Below are 17,424 nucleotides of genomic sequence, written 5' to 3' on the forward strand. Positions count from 1 at the left end.
CGCCAGCGGTTGCCACTTTGTTGAAATCACTGAAAGTTACTCCGTTCCTGCTGCTCCTCGCCCTGCTCGTCGGCTGTGCCGGGAACGATGAACTCGACGATCTGTCTGCCGACAGCGGCGAACAGCAGATGTATGAAAACGCCCAACGCTACCTGCGCAGCCGTAATTACGACCTCGCGGTGCGCAGCCTGCAGCTGCTGGAGTCACGCTATCCGTTTGGCAAATACGCCGAGCAGGCGCAGCTGGAACTGATTTACGCCCACTACGGCGCCTACGAGCACGAGGCCGCAGTAGAGGCCGCGGACCGATTCATCCGCCTCCACCCCCAACACCCCAGCGTCGACTATGCGTACTACATGAAAGGACTGTCCGCTTACTCGGCAAAGTCCGACATCTTCGCGCGCTTCCTGCCGACCGACGAGAGCAGCCGCGACATGAAACATGCGCGGGAGGCCTTCGCCGAGTTTGCCCAGCTGGTGGCCCGCTACCCCAACAGCCCCTATGCGGCGGACGCCAAGGCGCGCATGGTGCACCTGCGTAACCTGCTGGCGCGGCATGAAATTCTGGTGGCCAACTACTACTTCCGTCGCGGCGCCTATCTGGCCGCCACGAATCGCGGGCGCTACGTGGTCGAGAACTTCCAGCGCACACCCGCCGTCGCCGATGGCCTGGCCGTCATGGCCCAGGGCTACATCCTGCTCGGGATGAACGACCTTGCCGAGGATGCTATTGAGGTGCTGAAACTCAACTACCCGGATTACCCCGCCCTGGACAAGGACGGCAACTTTCGCTCGGATTACTCACTGGACGGGCCGGAACGCTCGATCATAAACCGGGTCACACTGGGCCTGTTCGATCCGCCAGAAGTCCCTGAGTTCGATACGCGGGAACTCTACCGCCAACCGCGGTAACTACTCGCCGGGTGTCCAGGCAGAAGTGATCGGGTAGCGCCGGTCGCGGCCGAAGCCGCGGCGCGTAATACGGACCCCGATAGGTGCCTGGCGACGCTTGTATTCGTTGAGGTCCACCAGCCGCAACACCCGGTGCACCTGTTCGGCTTCCATGCCAGAGGCAATGATGGCCGCGGCACTGAAATCCTGCTCCACATACAGCTCCAGTATGCGGTCGAGTACCGGGTAGGGAGGCAAACTGTCCTCGTCCTTCTGGTCAGGTGCCAGCTCTGCCGATGGCGGCCGGTCAATCACACGCTGGGGAATGCATGGCGCTATGCTGTTACGGTAGCGCGACAGTTCGAACACCAGGGTCTTGGGCACATCCTTGAGCACATCGAAACCGCCCGCCATGTCGCCGTACAGCGTGGAATAACCCACGGCCAGTTCGCTCTTGTTTCCGGTGGTCAACACCAACAGGCCCTTCTTGTTGGAGATCGACATCAGCAGTACACCGCGGCAGCGCGCCTGCAGGTTTTCTTCCGTGGTATCCACAGGGGTGCCCGCGAATTCGTCCTGCAGGGCGGCCATGAACGACTCGTAGATCGGCTCGATGGAAATGACCTTGTGGGACACGCCCAGCAGGGCAGACTGCTCCGCAGCATCCTCGACGCTCATTTGCGCGGTGTAGCGGAAGGGCATCATCACAGCCTCCACCCGCTCGGGCCCCAGGGCCTCAACGGCAACCGCCAGGGTCAACGCGGAATCAATGCCACCCGAGAGACCCAGCACAACGCCACGAAACCGGTTTTTATTCACGTAATCGCGCAAGCCCAGTACCAGGGCCTGCCAGGTAGCCTCCAGCTCGTCCAGCGGTGGCGCCTGCTCCTCACCTGCCAGACAAAGCACTTCGCCTTCGCGGTGCGCCGTCAGCCAGTACTCCCCCTCGACAAAGTTCGGCGCTGTGGCCACCCGGTTGCCCTGTGCATCAACGGCGAAGGAGCCGCCATCAAACACCAGCTCATCCTGCCCGCCCACCTGGTTCACGTAGACAATGGGGCACTGGTTGCTCCGCGCGCGATCCGACACCAGATCCCAGCGCTCGATGCGCTTGCCGCGGTGATAGGGTGAGGCGTTCAGGTTGAGCACCAGCTCGGCACCGGCACGTGCGGCTTCACGTACCGGCCCCGGCTCCCAGATATCCTCGCACACCGTCAGTCCGACGCGAATGCCCTCGATCTGCACCACACAGGGACTGTCGCCCTTCTGGAAATAGCGCATTTCGTCAAAGACCTGGTAGTTCGGCAGGCACTGCTTGCGGTACTCCGCAACGATTTCCCCCCGATGCAGCACCGCAGCAACGTTATACAGGGCGATGCCCTCCCGACGCGGATAACCCAGCACCAGCCAGCTGTCACCGGTCATCGCCGCCTTGATCGCCTGCAGCGACTGGTTCACACGCAGCTCAATACTGGGACGCAGCAGCAGGTCTTCGGGGGGATAGCCGCTGAGTGTCAGCTCGGGAAACACCAGCACCGGGGCGCTGACCTGACTCTCGGCCCGTCGCATGGCATCGATGACGCGGGCAGTATTCCCCTCGAAATCGCCGACGAGGGTATTCATCTGCACCATGAGTATGTTGAGCCTGGACATGGAGTTTCCGCGTTTGCTGTGAGAGAGGCTGTATTTTCCGGGAAAGCGGGCCCGGCTGCCAGACCCGGGCGCGAATTACTCGCCCGCGGCAGTTGCGCCACGCCCCGGCGTTTCACAGCCTGCGCAGCCTGTTACACTAATCGCTCCACTGGACTCAGGCTCGATTGCCGCGTGACTCGACCCGCGATTTTGACCCGGCCTCCCCCACGGGCGGTCTCGCAACAGAATGTTCTGTTGTTTCGTATCTACGTCGCCTACCGCTCGATGTTATCCGTGGTGCTGCTGATCATGTTGATAAGCCCCAACACGCGACAACTGGTCGGCGCGCTGAATCCCCCACTGTATGTGGGCGTCGCGTCCGCCTATCTCGCTTCCAGCGCACTCCTGCTCGCGGCGTTGGCGTGGCAGTGGCGTTTCAACCAACGTGCACTGTTTGGCGTGTTCCTGGTCGACATCATCGCCGTCGTACTGATGGCAGATGCCAGTGGCGGGATGATCAGCGGCCTGCCCGTATTGCTGGTCGTCACCGTGGCGGCCTCGTCGGTGATGATCCCCAACCGTACGCTTGCGACGCTTCTGGCGGCCCTCAGCTCACTGGCCATCCTGTCTGACACCGTCTGGCTGATTCTGCGCAACAGCCTGGAGCTCAATGCGCTGTTCCCCGCCGGGCTACTGGGACTGCTGATCTTCGGCGTCTCACTGATGGTTCAGTTCGTCGCCACGCGCCTGGGGCGCGCCGAGGAACTGGCCCGGAGCCGGGCCAGCGACCTGTACAACCTGCAGCGCCTCAACGAGCAGATCGTGCAACACATGCAGACCGGTATTCTGCTGGTCGCCGACAGTGGTGCCGTGCGCGTAATGAACAAGGCGGCCAGTGTGATGCTGTCGCCAGAACGCCCGATCACCATGGAACAAGGGCGAAAGCTGAGCGACTACAGCGAGGACCTGGCGCAGCAGTTCCAGCACTGGAGAGAAACCCAGCAGCACCGCGCACAACCTTTCAGGGTCGCCGAGGATGCACCGGCTGTCATTGCCCACTTCCGAGAGCTCCAGTCCGGTGGCGAACGGGAGACGTTGGTATTTATTGAAGACTACACACCCATTACCCGCTACGCACAATCGCTGAAACTGAATTCTCTGGGGCGCCTGACCGCAAGCATTGCGCACGAGATCCGTAACCCCCTCGGCGCCATCAGCCATGCCGCTCAGCTGTTACACGAGTCTTCCGGACTGTCCGAGCCAGACCGGCGCCTCACCGACATCATCCTGCAGCACAGCCGGCGGGTGAACCAGACCGTAGAGAGCGTGCTGCAGATATCGAGGCGCGAACCGCCGAGGCCGGAGTACATCCTGCTCGCCGAATGGCTGCCGAATTTCGTGGGCAACTACCTTGATTCGGGCAAGGACATGGCGGAAATCACCATCGATTGCAGCTACCCGGACCTGCTGGTCGAGTTCGACCAGGAAAACCTGCAACGCGTGCTCACTAATCTGCTGGACAATGCGCTGCGCCACAGCCGAATGGCCATCGGCAAAGAGACCGCCCGCATCGAGGTCAGCCTGGACTTCACCAAACACCAGTGCCTGATTGACGTGATCGACGCAGGGACCGGCGTTCCCGCCCAGGAGCAGCCCCTGTTATTCGAGCCGTTCTACACAACGGTCAGCGAAGGCAGCGGCATGGGTCTGTTCCTGTGCAAGGAGTTATGTGAAATGAACAATGCCGACCTGTACTTTCGCAGCACCACGCGCGGAGAAAGCTGTTTCCGGGTGGCGCTGAACCAGAGGGACCTGTAGCAAGATGAGCGCTCAAACCGTCCTTATCGTTGATGACGAACCCGACATTCGCGAATTGCTGGCGATTACCCTGAACCGCATGGGTCTGGAGTCCTTCAGCGCCGCGACGCTGGATGAAGCACGCAAACAGCTGGCCAAGGTGAAACCCGACCTCTGTCTTACCGACATGCGTCTGCCTGACGGTAATGGCATACACCTGGTCGAGTACATACAGCAGGAGTTTCCCGACATGCCGGTGGCCATGATCACCGCGCACGGCAGCGTGGAGACCGCCATCGCCGCCCTCAAGGCCGGTGCCTTTGACTTCATCAGCAAACCCATCGAACTCGAACGTTTGCGCAGTCTGGTCAGTTCAGCGCTACGGCTCAACGAAGGCACACCCTCCGTCGAGCCTGAAGCCGACGGAGACGACCTGCGCCTGCTGGGCAGCGCGCCGCAGATCGTGGCACTGCGCGCAAAAATCGCCAAGCTCGCGCGCAGTCAGGCACCCGTGCACATACAGGGGGAGTCCGGCGTCGGCAAGGAGGTGGTGGCCAGGCTGATTCATGCCAACGGACCGCGCGCCGCAAAACCCTTCATTGCCGTGAACTGCGGCGCGATTCCCCAGGAACTCATGGAAAGCGAGTTTTTCGGCCACCTGAAAGGCAGCTTCACAGGCGCCAATCGGGACAAGCTGGGCCTGTTTCAAGCAGCTGAAGGAGGCACGCTGTTCCTCGATGAAGTGGCAGACCTGCCGCTGGCGATGCAGGTGAAACTGCTGCGGGCAATTCAGGAAAAAGCCGTGCGGCCGGTGGGGGGCAGCAGTGAACAGGCAACGGATGTGCGGCTACTCAGTGCGACCCACAAGGACCTCGCAGCAGAGGTGGCGGCGGGACACTTCCGCAACGACCTCTACTACCGTATCAACGTGATCGACCTGCGCGTGCCCAGCCTGCGTGAGCGCAGCGGAGACATTCCGGAGCTGGCGAATGCCCTGCTGCGGCGCGTTTGCAGAGATCTCGGCGTCGATGCGCCGGCCATAGCGCCAGACGCCATGGCGGCCCTGCAACGTTGTACATTTCCCGGCAACGTTCGCGAACTGGAGAACGTACTGGAACGCGCCGTCGCGCTGGCGGACGGCGACACCATCAGTGAAACAGACCTGCAGTTCACCGACCGCCTCGACACGGCGCACAAGCTGCTGGGCGAGCCGAGCGAGACTCCCCTTGACATTACTGCGGCCTTTGGCAACCTCGAGGGCTATCTGGAGGACATTGAGCGCCGCATACTGCAGGCGGCGCTCGAACAGTGTCGTTGGAACAAAACTGCCACTGCGCGCCTGCTGGGTATCAGTTTCCGCAGTCTTCGCTACCGCCTGCAAAAGCTGCATATCGAAGACTGAAACGGGCTACCAGCAGGCATTGCTGCCGGCGTAGCCACTGTTCGCGTAGACACCGGCTGCGTCCAGGCTGTAACTGCCACAGCGCAGGTCCCCGGCCTGGTGCCCCACGGGCTGGGCCCATACCCGAAACTGGTAGGGGTCATGCAGCGGCTCAAGGGATATCTCGTAGAGCGCGTCCTGTTCAACCTCTTGCCCACCAGGCCCCAGACCGACACGCTGCTCCCTGCTGAACCCCAGCTCGACAAGGCTTGTCGCATAGCGCCGGTGATAGAGCAGGAATTCCTCCTGTCGACCCGCAATCACCAGCAGCGCACTGGTCGCCACCTTGCGTCGCCCCCTGAAGACCTGTTCGCTGTACTGTGGCACGGCAATCACCAGCAACACCGACAGCAGCACCAGAACCAGCAGCATTTCCAGCAGCGTTACGCCGGCGCGTTGTGGTGTGAACACCCCTGCCAGCTCACTACAACGGGTCGACACCCGGCTCACGCCAGTAGGTGCGGAGCAATTGTGGCGCGCGCGAGCGCTGCAATGCCGCGTCCGGAAGTAGTCCTGCGCCTGAAGCTGCCGCCTCCGGAACGCCCCCAGGCAGCACCAGCCACTCACCGGCTCGCAGCAACTCGGACGGCACCCCCACGCCCAGATCCCACCCTGCCGACCCACCGTCAGGTGCGGCGCCATCCACCAGGTTCACCGCGTAGAGGCGGGCCCGCCCGGGGGGTGCTTCACAGGGGGCCTGCCGCGGCTCGAAACTACCAAACAGCACCCGCCCGCCGTCAATCACCGGACTTCCCCAGCCTTTCTCCCCAGGTGCAGGCATAGCGAGCTTCCAGCCCGGCCCCTGCACCGCAGCACAGGGCCCGGTCTGCTCCGGGGTGCAGCTACCAGCGGGATGCAGCTGATCAAAAGTCAGCGCAAGCCGTTCCCGAACCCGGGCATCACCGCTGCGGACAAGGCCATCCCGCAGGTAGAAGGCATAGTTCACTGTGCGTCGCGCCAGAGGCTGGGCGCGATTGCCGCTGGTGATCAACACACCGTCCACCGGTCGCCCCCGGTCATCCACCGTCCGCACCAGTGCGGGCGCAGCGAAAAAGCGCCTGTCGTCCGGACCGACAGTCTCTGCACCCAGCTCCGCAAGCACTGAAGCGGACCAGTGCCGTGCGCGGTGCTGTGGATCGTGCAAGCCGCCCGGCGGCAGGTCAACGCGCCAGACACGTCCTCCGGTGTCCCCCACATACAGGCGGTGGATAATGCCCGCTGCGTTCTTCAGCACCGCAATCTCCGACGCAATACTGTCGCGCATATCCGGATGCGGGAAGCGGCTGTTGTCCGCCGCGGCCGAGTCGCCCCGGACCGCTTTCCAGATCAGTGCACCGCTTCTGGCATCCACCACATAGATCGCGTTACCCACAGGATCATCACCTGCTGTGGCATCCTTGCCCAGGCGCTCGCCGGTTGCTGCGTCGACACCGCCGTTGTAGCCGCCACCCAACAGAAGTACGTCCCGCACTTGACCATCAAACTGCACGCGGCCGACCACTGGAGTGGAAAACGTCAGACCAAGCTCATCAAAATCACCGCCCACCGTACGCTCAAGGCGCCACTGCAGCCTGGGCGGCTGCAGTGGGTCAGAGACGTTCAGTGCGTAGTAGCGGCTGCCGCCACGACGCAGCCCAAAAACCACAATGGCCTCGTCACCGTCGTCGGCGCGCAGCGTGCCATCGCCGTTTCGATCAACACGCAGGACCACCGGACTGCCATCTATGCCGTAGGCGACGGGCACCGGTGATGCAGCAGACCGCCGCCGGAGCAGAGCAGCCAGGGAGCTGTGTGGCAGGAATCCGAACACTTCCCTGCCGCTTTCACGGCCCGCAGCATCGGTGTTCTCCACAGCGTGCAGCACGCCGTCAGCGCTGCCGAAGAAGATGCGAACTCTCGGATTCGACACGCCATAGCCGTCACCGGTTGCACCGTAATCCAGTGCCAGAGGCCTTGAGTGATATACAGGACCCAGCAACCAGGCGCGGCCCCGCTGGGGAGCCTCATCAACGTCTTCGCCCAGTATCCAGCGCAGCAGCTGCAACCCCTCCGCCTCATCGGCAAACGGTAGGCTGTCACGCAGCGCGCGAACACTCGCGAGATCAGCCCGCAAGGGCACCAGTGGCCGAGGTCCGATTGCGTGATCCGCCGGCTCTGGAGCCTCAGTCAGCAGCAACCTGCCGCCGTCTACCGGCGGGTCGGACACCGTCGGATGGCTCACGAGATGCTGCCCGACACCACCGCGACGCACCGCACCACCATCAGCGCCTGCGCGAACGGGAGGTTCGAGCCCCGGCAGCACTCGCGCGGGATCGGTCCAGAACGTCACTGCGGAATCCCGCAGGCGTACAGGGCCCGCAGCCGACTCCCGCAGGGCAGGCTGCCCCCTGGCGTCTTCCACTGTAGCAAGGCCGGCGCCAGCGACCGGGATGCGAACCTTCTTCACATTACCGGCCCAGGAAGCACCCGGCCCAAGCTCGAACCCGGCGATCAACAACTCAGACTCTGTGGATGCCCCAGCCCGAAACGTGCTGGAAACCAGACTTCCGGAGCGACGCGCAAATCCCAACACAGCCTCCTCCAGACGGCGCTCCAGCTGTATCGGGTCCCTCGTGGACAGCGCGATCGCGCCGGGCGCCGGTGTATCGGTCAGCGACAATGTATGCTGGCGGAAACAGGCTCCCGCACGTGCCAAGGGCACAGTCGCCGCGGTGCCGCGCACGAGGTAGATCTCGTCGACCGCCCGAGCGCCTGAAAACGCCGATAATGGACGTTGCCGCGTCTCCACCGTGACCTGGGGCGGCAAGCGCTGCAGGAGCGACCGGATGACTGCCGCGACCGCATCGCCGGATGTCACGGGCGCACCCTCTGCATGCGCACCCTCCAGCAGGCGATACGCAGAGGTGGTGAAGCGCTGACGGCAGTCCTGTCCCAGCGTACAGAGTGCTGGCGTCGACGACTGGCGCAGAGCCAGCTCCAGTAGCAGGTGAGTGTGGTCCCCCGAAGCCCACCAGGCATCCAGATCCAGCGCCTGCAGCGGAGCCGCCCCCAGAAGCGAACACGCCAAAAACAGCCATACTCGAGTTCTCCACATGATCGACACTCCCTGTCAATGCTCCGAATCTGCAAGCCGCAACAACACACCTTGCACCACATCTGCCCTCAGCGTTGCATCCTGTGGGTCACTCACGCTGACCCGCAGCTCAAATGCGACAAAGGCGTCGTACCCCGCCTCCGAGACCTGTGTCTCACCCAGGCGCGGCGCCAGAGCGCCCTGCACGCGCGGGTTGATCCGGCGTATCTCATAGTGGACACGGAGTCGTTGTACAGACGGCTGTGCAGCATCGAGCAGTTCGCGAAGCTGCTGATCGAGATCGGCGTTGCAGGCATCGGGCGCAGCACAGTGCGCAAGCCCTGCCTGGTGCATGGCGGCGAACGGCAAGGGCGTACTGCTGAGCACGGCGGCAACACCCTGGGCAAGCTGGAGTGCCTCCTCACGCTGCAGCAGGTTACCGGTCATACGCAGCTCCAGCACGCTGTTGCGCAACATGGCGATGGAGACGGCGCTGATCAGGCCGAGGAACACCAGTGCCAGCAGGAGTATGTAGCCGTCTGCACGAGACAGATGGTTGACACCGGGATCAACAAGAGACTTCATGTTCTCACCCACGCGACCGCCGGCCGCAGATTGCGCAAGCCTACCGTAGTGCTGAAGACACGCCGTACATAGCCATCATCGTCGGCGACGAACTCGCGCTGCCCCAACCGGTAGCGCCGCGGACCGGCATAGCCTGGGACCGGCACGAGACTGCGCACCAGCAACGCAACGCGTGCGGTGACTGCGCGCCGCAGCTGTGCCGCGTCCGGCTGCGAAACGTAATGCTCCGGCACACCATCCCCGTCGCCATCTACGCCGAGTTCGATGTGGAAGCGCTCAATACCCTCGACCAGGCAATGACTGAACATGCCCGCCGGAGAGAGTGCAGCAGCACACAGTGTGGGAATGTGATCAGCCGGCGTCACTGAATAGCGGCGGACGTAAAACAGGCGAGCGAGCAGACGCCAGTAATCCACACCGCTGCCGGGCACCGCCTCGGCTGCGGCTACCCTGCCCGCCTGCCACCATTGCACGGAGGCCGTCTGGCCGCGAATCTGCAGGTACCAGTGCCCGCGATCGACGCCGGATGCCGCAGCCGCCCACTCCCCGTTCGCCATCGTAGCCTCTGCCGCGGTACGCCGAATAGCGAGCAGGTCGCTTCCCCGCTGGAGCATCGCAGCAGGAAGACAGTCCAGCACGACGCCGGTCACGGTCTGCGGCGCTCCCCCCGCGTAACCCACCTGAAGATCCAGCGCGTCCACGTCGCCCAGAGGCCAGCGCGCAGCGACCCCGCAACCGTCGACCGTCACCGGCAGTGCAACTGCGGTATGCAGCGGCAGGCCGCCGTGAAACCCGGCGAGGGCAAGTTCCCTGCGCAACAGCGCCATGGCGAAGCGCCCGTTCTCCCTGACGCGAGCCAGCTCGTCAGCCAGCAGAAACTGGCGCCTGGCTTCCGCGTAGGACCATACCAGCAGCACCGCAAAGAGCAGCCCGAGAGCCATCGATATCAGCAGCGCAGGCAACGTAATCCCCGAAGAACGCGGTTCTGGATATCGCTCCCTACGCGCCATCACCGCGACTACCCCCGGGGAACCCAGGTCTGCAACGCGACTACGCGGCGTTGCCGGTCGTTCACGCCGTACCGGCCATGACCCGCACCGCAGCTAGAAGCAACCTGAGCCACCCTCGCGCCAGCGCCACGCCAGGCAATCGCCACCGTGAGACCGTTTGCCTGGACCGCAATACAGACATGCGGCTCCGGCAGACCCGCCACCGGCTCCCCTGCGACTGACCGCTCACCGCCATCCTGAAGCAGAGACAGCCAGTCCGCCAGATCGTACTCAGCAAGTGTCTCGGCGGTGCAGAGGCCTTCTTCGAGGGAACCGTGGCAGGCCGCGGCGGCATGCGGTGGCAGCTGCGGCAGACCCGTGGGCGCCAGGCCCTCCTGTGTATAGATGGCAAGTGGCTCCGGGTTACTCTCCATGCGAGCGAGCAGGTCGCGCGCCAACGCCGTGGCGCGAGCGACCTGAGCGCTCTCCAGACTGTTGCGCCAGGCGACAGCCTGCCCCGCAAGCAGAGCGGACACACCGACAGTGAACAGTAGAGAAGCGATCAGCAGTTCGATCAGCCCGAACCCGCCCTCTGCCCGCCTCACGCGACGGCTGCCTGCGGACAGTCGCCCCAGCCCCGCACCAACCTGGCACGACCGACCACGTTCATTACCACGCTCCAGGAGACGAGGCGGGGATGAGGGCCGGAACACACCATCAGGGTGCGATTACGGCCGGCTGTACCATCGGGCCGGAAACTGATCGGGTCCGCCACCTGTCGCGCTCCCGCCCGATCCAGTACACTCAGGCCTGCCGCCATCGGCGACCAGGCACGCAGCAGTGCCGCGGCGGGAAGCCGCCCCACAGCGGGGCGGCCGCGCAACAGAATCCAGCCGTCGCGGTAGTCGCCAGCGCATTGCAGCACACCGCTGCGCGCGTACGCGGATGGGCAGAGGGTCACCACTTCGTTGCGGTTCACGGCCTCACTGCGCGCGAGATGGAGTGCCGTGAACAGACGCCCGGCTTCGGCGCGAATTTCAAGGCGCTGCTGCACACGCTCAAAGCCCGGCACGGCCACCAGCAACAGCACGCCCAGCAGCACAACCACCAGCAGCAATTCGATCAAGGTGAGCCCGCGAAGCGGGCCGCGATGTAACGTCCTGTCCATGCACAGCCTCCCTGCAAAGGGGAAGCTTAGCGGGGAACCCCGGACGCGCCAGCGCCCGGCTGCAATTGACTAAATCAGACGTTGCGCAGAGGTATACGCAGTTCGCGCGGCAGGGAGAAGGTCACGTTTTCCGGGCGCCCGGCCAACTCCACCGGTGGATTCGCGCCCAGCGCCTGCAGGCCCTGTATGACCTCGCTCACCAGCACCTCGGGCGCAGAGGCGCCTGCCGTGACGCCGACGCGCTGCCGACCCTCAAGCCACTCGGGACGAATGTCCCCCGCGCTATCGATCAGGTAAGCGACCGCACCCATGCGCTCTGCCAGTTCCCGCAGGCGATTGGAGTTGGAGCTGTTGGGTGATCCCACCACCAGTACCAGGTCGCAATCGGCGGCCAGCTGCTTTACCGCATCCTGCCGGTTCTGGGTGGCGTAGCAGATGTCATCCTTGCGCGGACCCTGAATGGCCGGAAAGCGGGCGCGCAGCGCGTCGATAACCCGCGCCGTATCGTCGACCGAGAGCGTAGTCTGGGTGACGTAGTGCAGGCGTTCGGGGTTGCGCACAACCAGAGAGGCCACCTGGGCCTCATCCTCCACCAGGTAGATGTCGCCACCGGCACTGCGATCAAACTGGCCCATGGTGCCTTCGACCTCGGGGTGACCGCAGTGCCCAATCAAAATGCACTCACTGCCGTCAGCGCTGTAACGCGCGACCTCGATATGCACTTTGGTGACCAGCGGGCAGGTGGCATCGAATACCCGCAACCCGCGCGCGGCGGCTTCCTTGCGCACCGCCTGCGACACGCCGTGTGCGCTGAATATGACGATGCAGTCGTCGGGCACCTCTTCCAGCTCCTCGACGAAGATCGCCCCGCGTGCACGCAAATCATCCACCACGTACCTGTTGTGTACCACCTCGTGGCGCACGTAGATCGGTGCGCCAAACATGTCCAGCGCGCGATTGACTATATCAATGGCGCGATCGACGCCGGCGCAGAAACCCCGGGGATTGGCGAGACGAATGTCCATCAGTGCAACTCTGCCGGTTCAACCCGGTGCACATGCACGTCGAACAGTATGGTGCGACCCGCCAGTGGATGATTGAAGTCCACTGTCACCTCCTCTTCGTCAAACGCCACGATCAGGCCCGGTAATTCGCCACCGGCTGCATCGGCAAAGGAAAACACCAGGCCGATTTCCAGCGCCACATCGTCGTCAAAATGATCCCGCGCCACCGTTTGCACATTGTTGTCGTTGGGCTGGCCGAAGGCGTCCTCGGGCAGGATGGTAAATACATGGCGCTGGCCGGGCTGCATTCCCATCAGGGCCTGCTCGAAGCCTGGCAGCAGATTGCCGTCGCCCACCACAAAGCTCACCGGTTCACCGCCGAAGTTACTGTCCACCTCAGAGCCGTCCTCAAGGCTGACAGAAAAATTCAGGAACACGCGTGTGCCCTCGCCTACCGCTACATCGCTGTTTGTCACTGGGGCCCTTTACCTCCGGTCTGCGCCGCCTGCCGCGGTGCCAGGAAACTGTCGAGTATCATCAACGCGGCGCCCACGGTAATCGCCGAATCGGCAATATTGAACGCCGGAAAGAATGCTCCCGCATAGTGTAGCGAAATAAAGTCGACAACGTGGCCGAGGACCAGGCGATCCCACAGGTTACCAATCGCGCCGCCGAGAATCAGTGCCAACGCAGCGGGTAGCAGGCGCTGACCCGCGGGCAGGCGATACAGCCACACGATCAGTACCCCACTGATGACGATGGCAATACCGCTGAAAAAGTAACGCTGCCAGCCCCCTGCATCGCTCAGAAAGCTAAACGCCGCACCCGGGTTGTATTGCAGGGTGAGATTGAACCAGCTGGTCACCGGCAGCGGACGAGCGTAGCTGAGGTAGTGCTCCGCAGCGACCTTGGTGATCTGGTCGAGAGCAATGACCAGCAAGGCCAAAGCATACCAGCCGATAACGGGGTGCAGTTTAAGCAAAGTGGCGCTGCTCCCCTTGACCGTCGACATTGTCGACGCAGCGGCCGCACAGCGTTGGATGCTGTGTGTGGCGGCCCACGTCCTCGCGACGGTGCCAACAGCGCTCGCATTTTTCCGCGGGACTCACGTGCACCTGCAGGCGGAGCTCGGGCAACTCGGTCGCTGCGGCCTCAGTGGGTGCCGAATCCAGCGAAGCCAGCGTAGCGCCGGAGGTAATCAGCACGAACCGCAGCTCATCTCCGAGGCTTGCCAAAAGCGCCTGCAGCGGTGCTGCCACGTACAGTGTGACATCGGTATCCAGCGAGCCGCGCACCAGCCCCGCAGCGCGCTGTACCTCGATCTCCCGGTTCACCGCGGCGCGCACTGCCATGACCTGCTGCCAATACGCGGCCCCCATGGTCTCACTGCCCTCGAGTACCTCAAGCCCCTGATACCATTCACTCAGAAAGACGGATTCGGCGTGCTCACCGGGCAGGTTCTCCCAGATTTCTTCTGCGGTGAAGCTGAGAATCGGGGCGATCCAGCGCACCAGCGCCTCGGCGATATGGTACAGCGCCGTCTGTGCCGAGCGACGCGCGCGGCTGTCCGCCCGCGTGGTGTACTGGCGATCCTTGATGACATCGAGATAAAAGCCACCGAGATCATTGCTGCAAAAGTTATGCAGCTTCTGGTAGATCACATGGAACTGGTAGCTTTCATAGGCCGCCTCGATCTCGGACTGCAGGCGTGCGGTACGATCAATCACCCAGCGGTCAAGCGACAACAGATCGGCAAAGGGCAGAACGTGCTGCGCCGGGTCGAAGCCGTTCAGGTTAGAGAGCAGGAAGCGCGCCGTGTTGCGAATACGCCGGTAGGAATCCGCGGTGCGCTTGAAGATCTCGTCGGACACGGTCAGTTCACCGCGGTAATCCGTCGCCGCAACCCAGAGACGCAGGATGTCAGCACCCAGATCGTTCATCACCGCGTTCGGCGCGATAACGTTGCCCAGCGACTTGGACATCTTGCGACCCTGTGCATCCACGGTGAATCCGTGGGTCAGCACCTGCCGATAGGGCGCCTCAGCGAAGGCCGCAATGCCTGTGAGCAGCGAGGACTGGAACCAGCCCCGGTGCTGGTCCGAACCCTCGAGGTACAGATCGGCAGGTGCACGCAGGCCTTCCCGCCGGCGCAGCACGCAGGCGTGCGTTACCCCGGAATCAAACCACACATCCAGCGTATCGGTGACCTTGTCGTAAGCAGCCGCCTCGTCGCCAAGGAGATCGACGGGCTCGAGGTCAAACCACGCCTCTATACCGCGCTGTTCAATGCGCTGCGCGACGGCCTCAATAAGCTCCGCGGTGCGCGGGTGCAACTCGCCGGTTTCCCGGTGTACAAACAAGGTGATGGGCGAGCCCCAGGTACGCTGGCGGGAAATACACCAGTCCGGGCGTTGTGCCAGCATGGCATCAATGCGTGCCTTGCCCCACTCGGGCACCCACTGCACCTGCTCGACCGCTGCCAGGGCGTCATGCAGCAGTCCGTTCTGCTGCATGCTCACAAACCACTGGGGCGTGGCACGGAAAATAATCGGCGTCTTGTGCCGCCAGCAATGTGGATAGGAGTGGTCATAGCCCTCGCTGTGCAGCAAAACCCCGCGTTCGCGCAGCAGTTCCAGCATCGGCTGGTCAATCTTGAACACATGCTGGCCGCCAAACACTGCCGTATCCGGCAGATACACGCCGTTGCCTGCAACCGGGTTGTAGACCTCAAGGCCATAGGCCTGGCCGACCAGGAAGTCGTCCTGACCGTGTGCCGGAGCCGTATGCACAGCCCCCGTGCCGGCTTCAGTGGTCACGTGCTCGCCCAGCACTACCGGCACGTCGCGCGCCTGGAAACAGTGCTGCAGCCGCTGGTGCTCCAGCGCCCGACCCTTGCAACGTCCCAGCACGTTCACACCGGGCAGGCCGTAGCGCGCGGCGACCGCCGTTGCCAGTTCCTCGGCCACCACCAGCGCGCGCCCTTCACCGGCGAGCAGCACATAGTCAAGGTCGGGATGCAGGCAGACGGCCATGTTGGCCGGCAGCGTCCAGGGCGTGGTGGTCCAGATCGGGACAGCGATTTCACCGGCGTATTCGCTATCGCAGGCCTCGGCGATGGCCGCGGGATCCAGCGCGATAAAGGCGACGTCGACCGCGGTGGAGCGCTTGTCGTGGTATTCGACTTCAGCCTCCGCCAGCGCAGACCCGCAATCCAGGCACCAGTGCACCGGTTTGAAGCCCTTGTGCAGGTGCCCGTTGTCGATGATGCGCCCCAGGGTGCGCACGATATCCGCCTCGAACTGGAAATTCATCGTCAGGTACGGGTTTTCCCAGTCACCCAGCACCCCCATACGGATAAAGTCCTGGCGCTGCCGGTCCACCTGCCCTGCCGCGTAATCACGGCATTTCTGGCGAAACTCCGCGGGTGACACCTTGACGCCGGGCTTGCCGACCTTCTTCTCGACGTTGAGTTCGATGGGCAGACCGTGGCAGTCCCAACCGGGCACATAAGGCGCATCAAAGCCGGCCAGCGAGCGGGACTTGACGATGATGTCCTTCAGGACCTTGTTGACCGCGTGCCCCAGGTGCAGGTCGCCATTGGCGTAGGGCGGACCATCGTGCAGGATAAAGCGCGGGCGACCCGCGCTGGCGGCGCGAATCTTTCCGTACAGGCCGTTTTCCTGCCACTGCCGAATACGCTCCGGTTCACGCTGGGCGAGGCTCGCCTTCATCGGAAACCCGGTCTGTGGCAGGTTCAGCGTGTCCTTGTAATCACTCATGTAAACGTCAATCCCGTATCAATCAGTTCAGTCCGCGTCAGCCGACGCCGGACCGTTTGTGTGTTCGCTCAGCCACCGCCGCGCCGCTTCTGCGTCCCGGTCAATCTGGCCTCGCAGCAGGTCGACCGAGGCGAACTTCTGCTCATCGCGCAGTTTGTGCAGAAAGGTCACCTCCAGATGCCTGCCGTAAAGCTGCGGGCTACCCTGCAGAACATGGACCTCAAGGTTGGCCTGTATGCTGTCACCCACCGTCGGCCGCGTGCCGACGTTTGCCACCGCCGGCGCATCGGCCAGACCGCCGCCGGTGACGGTCACCGCGTACACACCGGAGAGCGGCGAGCGCAGCCGGTGCAACTGCAGGTTCGCGGTGGGAAAACCCAGCTCCCGCCCCAGTTGCCGGCCATAAATCACTTTGCCGCTCATGCGGTAAGGGCGGCTCAGCAGGCGCTCGGCCAGGGCGAAGTCGCCCTCGGCCAGGGCCGCGCGAATACGCGTACTGCTGACACGCTCCCCGTCAAATTCACAGGTTTCCGTGGCGCTGGCCTCGTAGCCATAGCGTCGGCCCTGCGACTTGATGAACGCATAATCACCCTGGCGGTCGTTACCGAACCGGAAATCATCGCCCAGAACGATGTGCTGTATGCCCAGCCCCTGCACAAACACCTCGTCGACAAAAGCCTGGGCTGACATGCTGCGCAGGCTGGGCGTAAAGCGAATACGCAGGACACGGTCTACGCCGAGGCACTCCAGGGCGCGAAACTTGTCCCGGAAGCTCATGATTCTGGCCGGCGCTTCCAGCGGTGCAAAATACTCCCGGGGCAGCGGCTCGAACACGATCACCGTCGCCGGCAGTGCGAGTTCTTTCGCCTTGCCCTGAAGCTTGCGAATCACCGCCTGATGACCGAGATGCACCCCATCAAAAGCGCCTATCGTGGCCACGCAGGGACGGTGTTGCGGCCCCAGGTTATGCAGGCCTCTGATCAGCTCCATGAGGTCAGGCTTACTCTGTCACAGCAAACGCTGGAGTATAGCGAAAAGTACCGCACTAGCCTATGCCGGGGGGCGC

15 protein-coding genes are annotated in these 17,424 nt (G+C 63.4%); 3 read left to right on the forward strand and 12 right to left on the reverse strand.

Annotated features, from left to right (window positions below; genetic code table 11):
- The first annotated feature begins 20 nt into the window (after nucleotides 1–20).
- Nucleotides 21–911: an outer membrane protein assembly factor BamD gene (locus R3E49_RS06585; RefSeq protein ID WP_371294318.1), complete on the forward strand. Its 891-nt coding sequence runs from the start codon at nucleotides 21–23 to the stop codon at nucleotides 909–911.
- Here R3E49_RS06585 and R3E49_RS06590 read toward each other — a convergent pair whose 3' ends face one another.
- Nucleotides 912–2,543, reverse strand: a complete 1,632-nt coding sequence (locus R3E49_RS06590; RefSeq protein WP_371294319.1) for an NAD+ synthase — start codon at nucleotides 2,541–2,543, stop codon at nucleotides 912–914.
- A gap of 234 nt (nucleotides 2,544–2,777) precedes the next feature.
- Here R3E49_RS06590 and R3E49_RS06595 point away from each other — a divergent pair, with 234 nt between their 5' ends.
- Nucleotides 2,778–4,340, forward strand: a complete 1,563-nt coding sequence (locus tag R3E49_RS06595; protein WP_371294320.1) for a PAS domain-containing sensor histidine kinase — start codon at nucleotides 2,778–2,780, stop codon at nucleotides 4,338–4,340.
- A gap of 4 nt (nucleotides 4,341–4,344) precedes the next feature.
- Complete coding sequence (locus R3E49_RS06600) at nucleotides 4,345–5,721, forward strand: sigma-54-dependent transcriptional regulator (RefSeq protein WP_371294321.1); 1,377 nt, start codon at nucleotides 4,345–4,347, stop codon at nucleotides 5,719–5,721.
- A gap of 6 nt (nucleotides 5,722–5,727) precedes the next feature.
- Here R3E49_RS06600 and R3E49_RS06605 read toward each other — a convergent pair whose 3' ends face one another.
- The 11 genes from R3E49_RS06605 to ribF form a co-directional block, all read right to left on the reverse strand.
- Nucleotides 5,728–6,201, reverse strand: coding sequence for a type IV pilin protein (locus R3E49_RS06605; protein WP_371294322.1), 474 nt, complete (start codon nucleotides 6,199–6,201; stop codon nucleotides 5,728–5,730).
- Complete coding sequence (locus R3E49_RS06610; protein ID WP_371294323.1) at nucleotides 6,185–8,827, reverse strand: pilus assembly protein; 2,643 nt, start codon at nucleotides 8,825–8,827, stop codon at nucleotides 6,185–6,187. Before R3E49_RS06610 ends, R3E49_RS06605 begins: the two co-directional genes overlap by 17 nt.
- 42 nt (nucleotides 8,828–8,869) lie before the next feature.
- Nucleotides 8,870–9,418 carry a hypothetical protein gene (locus R3E49_RS06615; RefSeq protein ID WP_371294324.1) on the reverse strand — a complete coding sequence of 183 codons (549 nt, stop codon included), beginning with the start codon at nucleotides 9,416–9,418 and terminating at the stop codon, nucleotides 8,870–8,872.
- Nucleotides 9,415–10,380, reverse strand: coding sequence for a PilW family protein (locus tag R3E49_RS06620; protein WP_371294325.1), 966 nt, complete (start codon nucleotides 10,378–10,380; stop codon nucleotides 9,415–9,417). Before R3E49_RS06620 ends, R3E49_RS06615 begins: the two co-directional genes overlap by 4 nt.
- 56 nt (nucleotides 10,381–10,436) lie before the next feature.
- On the reverse strand, nucleotides 10,437–11,012 hold the full coding sequence (locus R3E49_RS06625; RefSeq protein WP_371294326.1) for a prepilin-type N-terminal cleavage/methylation domain-containing protein: 576 nt from the start codon (nucleotides 11,010–11,012) through the stop codon (nucleotides 10,437–10,439).
- A complete protein-coding gene (locus tag R3E49_RS06630) occupies nucleotides 11,009–11,575 on the reverse strand; it encodes a GspH/FimT family protein (RefSeq protein ID WP_371294327.1) in 567 nt (188 codons plus the stop codon). Before R3E49_RS06630 ends, R3E49_RS06625 begins: the two co-directional genes overlap by 4 nt.
- A 74-nt stretch (nucleotides 11,576–11,649) precedes the next feature.
- The gene (gene ispH, locus R3E49_RS06635) at nucleotides 11,650–12,600 is read right to left on the reverse strand and encodes a 4-hydroxy-3-methylbut-2-enyl diphosphate reductase (protein WP_371294328.1); all 951 of its coding nucleotides are present in this window, start codon (nucleotides 12,598–12,600) and stop codon (nucleotides 11,650–11,652) included.
- Nucleotides 12,600–13,055 (reverse strand): peptidylprolyl isomerase, encoded by a 456-nt coding sequence (locus tag R3E49_RS06640; RefSeq protein WP_290740228.1) that lies wholly within the window; start codon nucleotides 13,053–13,055, stop codon nucleotides 12,600–12,602. The genes ispH and R3E49_RS06640 overlap by 1 nt, the downstream gene beginning before the upstream one ends.
- Nucleotides 13,052–13,591, reverse strand: a complete 540-nt coding sequence (lspA, locus tag R3E49_RS06645) for a signal peptidase II (RefSeq protein ID WP_371294329.1) — start codon at nucleotides 13,589–13,591, stop codon at nucleotides 13,052–13,054. The genes R3E49_RS06640 and lspA overlap by 4 nt, the downstream gene beginning before the upstream one ends.
- Entirely contained in the window at nucleotides 13,554–16,358 is a 2,805-nt protein-coding gene (gene ileS, locus R3E49_RS06650; RefSeq protein ID WP_371294330.1) for an isoleucine--tRNA ligase, read from the reverse strand. The genes lspA and ileS overlap by 38 nt, the downstream gene beginning before the upstream one ends.
- A 27-nt stretch (nucleotides 16,359–16,385) precedes the next feature.
- Nucleotides 16,386–17,348 carry a bifunctional riboflavin kinase/FAD synthetase gene (ribF, locus tag R3E49_RS06655; protein WP_371294331.1) on the reverse strand — a complete coding sequence of 321 codons (963 nt, stop codon included), beginning with the start codon at nucleotides 17,346–17,348 and terminating at the stop codon, nucleotides 16,386–16,388.
- Nucleotides 17,349–17,424 lie beyond the last annotated feature (76 nt).

The organism is Haliea sp. (assembly GCF_041395985.1).
Lineage (GTDB): Bacteria > Pseudomonadota > Gammaproteobacteria > Pseudomonadales > Halieaceae > Haliea.